General features: G+C 62.8%; 11 protein-coding genes. 5 read left to right on the top strand and 6 right to left on the bottom strand.

The features are described 5' to 3' along the window. Both AC1D1X_RS12375 and AC1D1X_RS12370 read right to left on the bottom strand, forming a co-directional pair. Positions 1–189 (bottom strand): NAD(P)H-dependent oxidoreductase (locus tag AC1D1X_RS12375; protein ID WP_477698362.1); only part of this gene is annotated, 189 nt, incomplete at its 3' end. Between the two features lie 23 nt (positions 190–212). Beyond that, entirely contained in the window at positions 213–536 is a 324-nt protein-coding gene (locus tag AC1D1X_RS12370) for a DMT family transporter (RefSeq protein ID WP_457281851.1), read from the bottom strand. Positions 537–642: 106 nt separating this feature from the next. On the opposite strand from AC1D1X_RS12370, the gene AC1D1X_RS12365 reads away from it, so the two are divergent. The 3 genes from AC1D1X_RS12365 to AC1D1X_RS12355 all read left to right on the top strand — a co-directional run bounded on the left by AC1D1X_RS12365 (position 643) and on the right by AC1D1X_RS12355 (position 2,521). Then, positions 643–1,029: a winged helix-turn-helix transcriptional regulator gene (locus tag AC1D1X_RS12365; RefSeq protein ID WP_477670392.1), complete on the top strand. Its 387-nt coding sequence runs from the start codon at positions 643–645 to the stop codon at positions 1,027–1,029. Between the two features lie 119 nt (positions 1,030–1,148). Continuing rightward, a complete protein-coding gene (locus AC1D1X_RS12360; protein ID WP_477670393.1) occupies positions 1,149–2,150 on the top strand; it encodes a Bug family tripartite tricarboxylate transporter substrate binding protein in 1,002 nt (333 codons plus the stop codon). Positions 2,151–2,257: 107 nt separating this feature from the next. Then, positions 2,258–2,521 carry a YkgJ family cysteine cluster protein gene (locus AC1D1X_RS12355; RefSeq protein WP_477670394.1) on the top strand — a complete coding sequence of 88 codons (264 nt, stop codon included), beginning with the start codon at positions 2,258–2,260 and terminating at the stop codon, positions 2,519–2,521. A 7-nt stretch (positions 2,522–2,528) separates the two neighbouring features. On the opposite strand, the gene AC1D1X_RS12350 is transcribed toward AC1D1X_RS12355, so the two are convergent. Further along, complete coding sequence (locus AC1D1X_RS12350) at positions 2,529–3,194, bottom strand: Crp/Fnr family transcriptional regulator (protein ID WP_477670743.1); 666 nt, start codon at positions 3,192–3,194, stop codon at positions 2,529–2,531. 174 nt (positions 3,195–3,368) lie between these two features. On the opposite strand from AC1D1X_RS12350, the gene AC1D1X_RS12345 reads away from it, so the two are divergent. Both AC1D1X_RS12345 and AC1D1X_RS12340 read left to right on the top strand, forming a co-directional pair. Continuing rightward, positions 3,369–4,139 (top strand): class II aldolase/adducin family protein, encoded by a 771-nt coding sequence (locus AC1D1X_RS12345; protein ID WP_477670395.1) that lies wholly within the window; start codon positions 3,369–3,371, stop codon positions 4,137–4,139. Continuing rightward, on the top strand, positions 4,136–5,020 hold the full coding sequence (locus tag AC1D1X_RS12340; RefSeq protein ID WP_477670396.1) for a bile acid:sodium symporter family protein: 885 nt from the start codon (positions 4,136–4,138) through the stop codon (positions 5,018–5,020). The genes AC1D1X_RS12345 and AC1D1X_RS12340 overlap by 4 nt, the downstream gene beginning before the upstream one ends. Here AC1D1X_RS12340 and AC1D1X_RS12335 read toward each other — a convergent pair. From AC1D1X_RS12335 to AC1D1X_RS12325, 3 genes are all read right to left on the bottom strand, one after another. Further along, the gene (locus AC1D1X_RS12335; protein WP_477670397.1) at positions 5,017–5,862 is read right to left on the bottom strand and encodes a transglutaminase-like domain-containing protein; all 846 of its coding nucleotides are present in this window, start codon (positions 5,860–5,862) and stop codon (positions 5,017–5,019) included. The two genes, AC1D1X_RS12340 and AC1D1X_RS12335, sit on opposite strands and share 4 nt — an antisense overlap. A 90-nt stretch (positions 5,863–5,952) precedes the next feature. Further along, positions 5,953–6,267, bottom strand: a complete 315-nt coding sequence (locus AC1D1X_RS12330; RefSeq protein WP_477670398.1) for a hypothetical protein — start codon at positions 6,265–6,267, stop codon at positions 5,953–5,955. After that, the gene (locus AC1D1X_RS12325) at positions 6,268–6,453 is read right to left on the bottom strand and encodes a DUF1328 family protein (RefSeq protein ID WP_457281859.1); all 186 of its coding nucleotides are present in this window, start codon (positions 6,451–6,453) and stop codon (positions 6,268–6,270) included. It lies immediately after the preceding gene. Between the last annotated feature and the right edge of the window lie 195 nt (positions 6,454–6,648).

The raw sequence follows: 6,648 nt of genomic DNA, 5'->3' as shown, positions 1-6,648 counted from the left end.
CAACACGGCAAACTTGGCGGCGATCATGTCGGCGTCAAACGGCGGCAGGTCGATGTCCCACACATTGATCGTGTCCACGGTGCCCTCGGGATGCGCCTGGCGATAGGCGTCCAGCCAGGCGGTGGCGACGGAAGTTGAAGTGGACGCGGCCTGCATCGGCGAAGCTTCGATATAAACCAGATGGGTCATGGGTTTCTCCACGGATGGGTTGATCAAACAGTGCCGTCCAGCAGGCGCAAGCCCACCATGCCGGCCACCACCAGCGCCACGCAGGTCAGACGCAGTGCCGAGGCGCTTTCGCCCATCCAGAGGATGCCGATCAGCGTCACGCCGACCGAACCTATCCCCGTCCAGATCGCGTAGGCCGTGCCCACCGGCAAAGTCTTGACGGCATGCGTCAAAAAGAAAATGCTGGCGCCGGCCGCGGCCACCCCCAGCACGCTGGGCCACAGGCGCGTCCAGCCTTCGGAAGATTTCAGGAACAAGGCCATTGCGATTTCGACAATGCTTGCGGCGAGTAAATAGAGCCAGGCCATCGGGAGTCTTTCTTTGGAATAACAGGGTTAAAGAGGGTTAAGGATTGATGCGCCTCCAGCTTAGGTTTACGATTACCCATAGGCAAGTACGCACCTTCTGGTAACCATGACAATTCCCGGCGACCCACCCACCGACGCTTCAAATGTGTTTAGCCAGGCCTGCCCGTCGCGGCAAGCGCTGGAGCTGGTGGCCAGCAAGTGGGCCTTGCTGGTGATCCCGGCGCTGGCCGATGGCCCGGTGCGCAACAACGAGCTGATGCGCAAGATCGAAGGCATCTCGCAAAAGATGCTGACGCAAACGCTCAAGGAGCTGGTGCGCAATGGCCTGGTGCTGCGCTTTGACCGCCAGACCGTGCCGCCGCATGTGGAATACCAGCTCAGCGCGCTGGGCCAGTCCCTCAGCGAAACCTTGATCCCGCTGGACAACTGGGCCGAGCGCAACCACCAGAACCTGAAGGCCGCGCGCGAACGTTTTGACGCATCCTTCATCTAGCGCATGGGGGTTAGCCTCATTAGCGGAATCACGTAGCGCCGCGCCTCATGTACGGTCCTATATTGGACCGACACGCCAGCGATGAAAACGACGGCGGCAACAACATGGAGACACATCAAATGAAACACCTCAACACGCGCCGCGGCGCATTGCAGTTCGGCCTCGAGGCCGGCGGCGCACTGGCAGCGGTTTCGGCCTTTCCCGGGCTGCTGCATGCACAGGCCGGCTGGCCCAGCAAACCCATACGCTTGCTGGTGCCCTTCGCGCCCGGCGGCAGCTCGGAGATCGTCGCACGCTCAGCGGCCAACGAACTCACCAAGAGCCTGGGCCAGACGGTGTTTGTGGAAAACAAGCCCGGCGCCAGCGGCAACATCGCCATGCAGGAATGCGCTGCCTCTACCGATGGCCACACCATCATCCTGGGCCACATCGGCACCATGGCGGTCAACCCCTTCATCTTCGACAAACTGCCCTTCGACACCAACAAGGACTTCAAGCCCATCTCGCTGCTGGCCAAGGTGCCCAGCCTGTATGTCGTCAATTCCAGCGTGCCCGCCAACAACCTGAAAGAATTCATCGCGCTGGCCAAGGCCAAGCCCGGCCAGCTCAATTACGGCTCAGCCGGCAATGGCAGCGCCGGCCATCTGGCGTTTGAATATTTGAAGATGGCGACCGGCATTTTTGTGCTGCACGTGCCCTACCGCGGCACCGGCCCGCAGCTGACCGACCTGCTGGCCGGGCGGCTCGAAGCGGCAAGCGTGGGCGCGCCGGCCATCCTCGCGCACATCAAGTCAGGCAAGCTGCGCTGCATTGCCACCGGCACCAAGGAGCGCCTGTCCCAACTGCCCGACGTGCCCACCGTGGCGGAAAGCGGCTACCCCGGTTTTGAAATGACGCAGTGGTACGGCCTTAATGCGCCGGCCAACATGCCGCAGGCCAACATCGACCGCATCGCCGAGGCTTGCAATAAGGCCATGCGCAATCCGCAGGCCACCGAACGCCTGCGCGGTGACACCGCCCAGCCGATCGGCGACACACCGGCGCAGTACGGTGCCTTCATCAAGACCGAGCAGGCGCGCTGGAAAGAAGTGGCGGCACGGGCAAAGATCAAACCCGACTGATTTTGCGCCACAAACGGTCCCACAGGCCTTTTTTAAGCACCAAATACGGCTCCAGCCCAATAGGAATCTGCGCGAGCAGCTATATTTTTCATAGCAGACCACCAACCATGAACTGCCGTCCCGGCTGCGGCGCCTGCTGCATCGCGCCCTCCATCAGCTCCGCCATACCCGGCATGCCCCACGGCAAGCCGGCGGGCGTGCGCTGCGTGCAGCTCGACACCGCCAACCGCTGCCTCATTTTTGGCCAGCCCGAACGGCCTGCGGTGTGCGGGCAGCTCATGGCGTCTGCCGAGATGTGTGGCGCCGACGCGGGAAGCGCGATGGTCTGGCTGGCCCGGCTGGAAAACGACACGCGGCCCGGCCGGCATTGAACCCGCCCTAGCGCGATACGTTGCCCAACGCCTCCAGCCGCGCAGGCGAAACAATTTCAATGCAGCGGTAACCGAGCGCGATGGCGCCACGCTGCACCATCACCTTGAGTTCGACCGACAGCGTTTGCCGGCTGATGCCYAGCATCATGGCCAGCGCCTCCTGCGAAACCCGCACCACCGGCCGCGCCTTCAATGCCATCGTGGCATCGCCGCGCGCCAGCAGCAGCAGGCGGCGCGCCACGCGGGCGCGGGTCGAACGCAAGGCGGCGTCTTCCACCATGCCGTAGAGCGAACGCACGCGCGCCGCCAGCAAGCCGGCAATGGCCCGCGCAAACGGCGCGCCCTGCATCAGCAAGGTAAAAGCCGCCTGCGGCACCACCAGTACCTCCACCGCAGACAAGGCCGTGGCATCGTGCGTGCGCGGCTCGCCATCCATCAGCGAGATCTCGCCGATCCAGTTGCCCGCTTCCAGCACCACCAGAATCGCCTCGCGCCCGTCCTCACGCAGCGAGGAGATTTTCAACAGGCCGCCGAGCAAGCCATAAAAACCGCCGGGCGCATCGCCCTGGCGAAACAGCATTTCACCGGGCCGCAGGCGCAGCACCTCGGCAGAGGCGAGCAGCGCCTGGCGGTCCATCGCCGGCAGCGCGCCAAACCACGGGTTGGCCGACATGCGGGCAAGCAAGGATGGCGGTGAGAGCGGTGAAAGGGGCGAAGGTGTCTTCGGAACGACAGGCATGCGACCAATTGTCAAATTTTTGACAGTTCCCCGTCAAGCACCCACGTATCGTGAGCAGTTCGTGCCGAGAGAGCACCTTTATTCATACACACCACGGAGACCATCCCCATGCATATCCCCTCCCTCAAGGAAGTCGTCAGCGCTGAAGAATGGCAACTGCGCTGCGACCTCGCCGCCTGCTACCGCCTCGTCGCCCTCTACGGCTGGAGCGACCTGGTCTTTACCCACATCAGCGCCAAGCTGCCCGAATCCATTTCCGGCGCGGGCAACCACCATTTCCTGATCAACCCCTACGGCCTGATGTTCGACGAGATCACGGCCTCCAGCCTGGTCAAGGTCGACGGCCAGTGCAACAAGGTCATTGATACGCCCTTCCCGGTGAACCCGGCAGGCTTTGTGATTCACAGCGCTGTGCATGAAGCGCGCGCCGATGCCGGCTGCGTGCTGCACACCCACACGCGCGCCGGGGTGGCCGTGAGCGCGCAAAAGTGCGGCGTGCTGCCCATCAGCCAGCAGTCCACTTTCGTGCTGGCGTCCCTCGCCTATCACGCGTATGAAGGCGTGGCCTTCCGCGACGATGAAAAACCACGCCTGCAGGCCGACCTGGGCAAGGCCAATTTCCTGATGCTGCGCAACCACGGCCTGCTGGTCGTCGGCAAAACGATTGCCGACGCTTTCCTCAGCATGTACACCTTCGAGAACACCTGTCGCATCCAGCTCGACGCGCAGGCCGGGGGCGAACTCACCGAGGTCAACCCGTTGATCGTCAAAGGTGTGGCCGAGGCCATGCGCGTGCAGACCGGCGGCCTGGGTGGTGCTTTTGTCTGGCCGTCACTGATACGCAAGCTCGACAAACTCGACGAAAGCTACAAGTCATGAACGGCTCACCTGTCGTCGCGCAGCTGCTGATCGCGGCGCTCGCGCTGGTCATGCTCGGCCTGGGCATGACCCTGAAGGTCGAGGACTTCACCCGCCTGCTCAAATACCCCAAGGCCGTGGCGGTGGCGCTGGTGCTGCAGGTCATCGTGCTACCAGTCGCCTGCTACGCGATCATCGTGCTGCTGAATGTGCCGCCGCTCTTTGCGGTGGGGCTGATGCTGCTGGCTGCCTCACCCGGTGGCATCTCGGCCAACCTGTTCAGCCACCTCTTCGGCGGCAACGTGGCGATGAACATCTCGCTGACCGCCATTAACACGCTGCTGTCCATCGTCACCATGCCGGTGATCGCCAACTGGGCGATCGACACCTTCGCCAAAACAGGCCAGGTCGTGCCGCTGCAGTTCGGCAAGGTGGTGGAAGTGATCATCATCGTGCTGGTGCCGGTGGCCATCGGCATGTGGCTGCGCATGCGCAAACCCGCCTGGGCCGCACGCAGCGAAAACCCGACCAAGATTTTCAGCATCATCGTGCTGGCCGTGGTGGCCATAGGCGCAGTCGTCAAGGAGTGGCAGTCACTCACCACCACCTTCGCCGCGATCGGCCCGGCGGTATTGGCTTTCAACCTGGTGAGCCTGCTGGCCGGTTACTACGTCTCGCGGGCCACGGGCCTGGACAAACCCATCTCGACCGCCATCAGCTACGAGATCGGCATTCACAACGCAACGCTGGCCATCTTCATTGCGCTGGCCGTGCTGAACAACTTCCAGCTGGCCCTGCCGGCGGCGATTTACTCCTTCAGCATGTACATCACGGCCACGCTGTTCGGGCTGCTTGTGCTGAAGCGCCGCAACGCGGCAGTCATGGCGGCACCTGCGGGCTAAACCGTGACCACGGTCAGCGCGGGCGAATGCACCCCCGTTGAAACGCCAGGCAGGATGTCTCCCTCGGTGATCGAGAGTTCCTTGCGCAGCATCTGCACACCGCCAAAAATGGTGGCAAAGGCCACGTCCTTGGCGTCGCGGCCCGTGCCCACACGCACCAGGCGGTCGATAGGCGCCATGCGTGTCGGGTCAAAAATCACCCATCGCCCCTCCAGCCAGGCTTCAAACACGGCATGGAAATCTTCCGGCGGCTCGTCAAAGTGCACATACCCCACCACCAGCCGTGCGGGAATATTCAAGGCCCGGCACAGCGTGATGCCCAGGTGCGCAAAGTCACGGCAGACACCCGCGCGCTGCACAAACACCTCCTGCGCGGTCGTGGTGGAATTGCTAAAGCCCGGCAAGTAGCCAATCGAGTCGTGAATCCAGGCCTCGATGGCACGCACCCTGCCAATGCCCGGCGGCAAGTGGCCAAACAGCTGCTGCGCGGCACGGCTCATGACGTCGGATTCGCAATAGCGGCTGGGCATCAGGTAGCGCAGCACTTCGTCCGGCACCGCCGTCACAGGGGTTTCGTCCAGGTGCAGAGGCACCGGGGCCGGGTGCAGCTCCACGCGCGCATGGTAGTTCACCGAAAGCACGCCCTTGGGAGCATCCAGGCGGATAAAGCGGTTGCCGCTGCGCTCATCCGAAAAGTTCCGCACCTTCATGCTGGGCGTGATGGTCAGCCGCTCTTCCACAACATGGTGGCCTTCGTGAAAAGCCGCCTCGATGTGAAACAGGAAATGGGCGGGGTGAATGACCTCGTATTCCAGCAACAGATCAATAAGGGTGGTGTGCATAAGCCTGAACCGGTGAAAAGAAACCTTGTGGATGCGTGACGTGCAGTAGCGGCAGGGTTTGCAGGGGATGTGTGTCAGGCGGCCGCGCCGTTAGAGACGTGTGCGGTGGCTGACTTCCCGGTTCTCGGCCGGTGCAAACCAGTTTTTGCAGGTCACAAACACAATGCGGGCCGCGCGCTCCAGCACATCGGCAGACGGTGCAGCCGGCCGGCGCGCACGCAGGCGGTTGATCAGTAAAAACTCGGCAATGCTGGCCTGGAAACCCAGCGGCCGTTTGGGCGCCACACCGGCAGAAGGCGCAGGCAGGCGTGCAGCCTCATTGCCCGGCTGCCGCCACGGGTGGAACAGCCGCTGCCGGAACCGCGCGGCCATGGTGCCGGCCGGCATGTCGGTGCTCGCAGCCATCTACTTCAGTGCTTTCTTTGCAGCGCCTACACCCAGCGCAGCCAGCACGATGAAGATAACCGCGAGGATCAGGAACAGGCCGAACAGAATCTTGGCAATACCGGCAGCACCTGCTGCCACACCACCGAAACCGAGGGCAGCGGCAACCAATGAAATCAGCGCAAAAATAATCGCGTACTTGAGCATGATGGCCTCCAGAAAGTAGCCTCTTGCGCGAATGCGCAGGATGAGGCGTTACGGCGTTACGCACGTCATGGGCATCAAAGTGTGAGGTCAAGGTGAGTCAACGCAGCCCATGACCCATAAGCCGATGCTAAAAGCAGGCGGCGATTTTCCGAATCAGCAGCGCCCGCATGGCCCTGTAGGACAAGGGCGCAGCTC

Source organism: Polaromonas sp. P1_G4 (assembly GCF_056405475.1).
The sequence above is the reverse complement of the archived record's forward strand: the minus strand, read 5'-3'. Positions and strand labels throughout refer to the sequence as shown.

Excerpts from the sequence above, each read along its gene's own strand:
- AC1D1X_RS12370 (WP_457281851.1), bottom strand. The coding sequence starts at position 536 with ATGGCCTGGCTCTATTTACTCGCCGCAAGCATTGTCGAAATCGCAATG.
- AC1D1X_RS12365 (WP_477670392.1), top strand. The coding sequence starts at position 643 with ATGACAATTCCCGGCGACCCACCCACCGACGCTTCAAATGTGTTTAGC.
- AC1D1X_RS12360 (WP_477670393.1), top strand. The coding sequence starts at position 1,149 with ATGAAACACCTCAACACGCGCCGCGGCGCATTGCAGTTCGGCCTCGAG.
- AC1D1X_RS12355 (WP_477670394.1), top strand. The coding sequence starts at position 2,258 with ATGAACTGCCGTCCCGGCTGCGGCGCCTGCTGCATCGCGCCCTCCATC.
- AC1D1X_RS12345 (WP_477670395.1), top strand. The coding sequence starts at position 3,369 with ATGCATATCCCCTCCCTCAAGGAAGTCGTCAGCGCTGAAGAATGGCAA.
- AC1D1X_RS12340 (WP_477670396.1), top strand. The coding sequence starts at position 4,136 with ATGAACGGCTCACCTGTCGTCGCGCAGCTGCTGATCGCGGCGCTCGCG.
- AC1D1X_RS12335 (WP_477670397.1), bottom strand. The coding sequence starts at position 5,862 with ATGCACACCACCCTTATTGATCTGTTGCTGGAATACGAGGTCATTCAC.
- AC1D1X_RS12330 (WP_477670398.1), bottom strand. The coding sequence starts at position 6,267 with ATGGCTGCGAGCACCGACATGCCGGCCGGCACCATGGCCGCGCGGTTC.
- AC1D1X_RS12325 (WP_457281859.1), bottom strand. The coding sequence starts at position 6,453 with ATGCTCAAGTACGCGATTATTTTTGCGCTGATTTCATTGGTTGCCGCT.